The following is a 509-nucleotide window of genomic DNA, read 5'->3' on the forward strand; positions in this document are numbered from 1 at the left end:
ACTCGATCCGCCGGGGGATGCGCTCCGCGATCTCTTCCGATGGAACAACGTCGAGCAGCTGCTTCGCCGCCTCCCGGCACAGGCCGTAACTCCAGCGCGCGATCACCACACCACCGACGATTCCCATGGTGGCAGCGAGGAACGTCCAGCCGAGGAAGCGCCCCCCCAGCAGGGCCAGTATGGCGAGCACGCTCGTCAGCGCGTCGGCGAGCACGTGGAAGTACGCGGCGCGGAGATTGTGGTCGTGCCCGTGATGGCCGTGCGCGTGATGGTCGTGCGCGTGATGGTCGTGCGCAGGATCGCCGTCGTGGTCTGCACCGTGGTGCTCGTCCGTGTGAAGGAGCTTCACGCAGACGAGGTTGACGACCAGGCCAACGATCGCGACGGGGAGCGCTTCGGAGAAGGCAATCGGCTCGGGGCGCAGGAGGCGGCGCAGCGACTCGATCACCATCAGGGCCGCGATGAGCGCCAGGACCACGGCGCTCGTGTAGCCGGCCAGCGCGTGGACC

At 68.4% G+C, this 509-nt stretch carries 1 protein-coding gene; it reads right to left on the reverse strand.

The features are described 5' to 3' along the window. Positions 1-509: cation diffusion facilitator family transporter (locus BN4575_RS22740; protein ID WP_141689904.1), on the reverse strand; the 509-nt coding region annotated here is incomplete at both ends.

The sequence above is a fragment of the Aeromonas sp. EERV15 genome, from assembly GCF_900079845.1.
GTDB classification, from domain to species: domain Bacteria; phylum Pseudomonadota; class Gammaproteobacteria; order Enterobacterales; family Aeromonadaceae; genus Aeromonas; species Aeromonas sobria.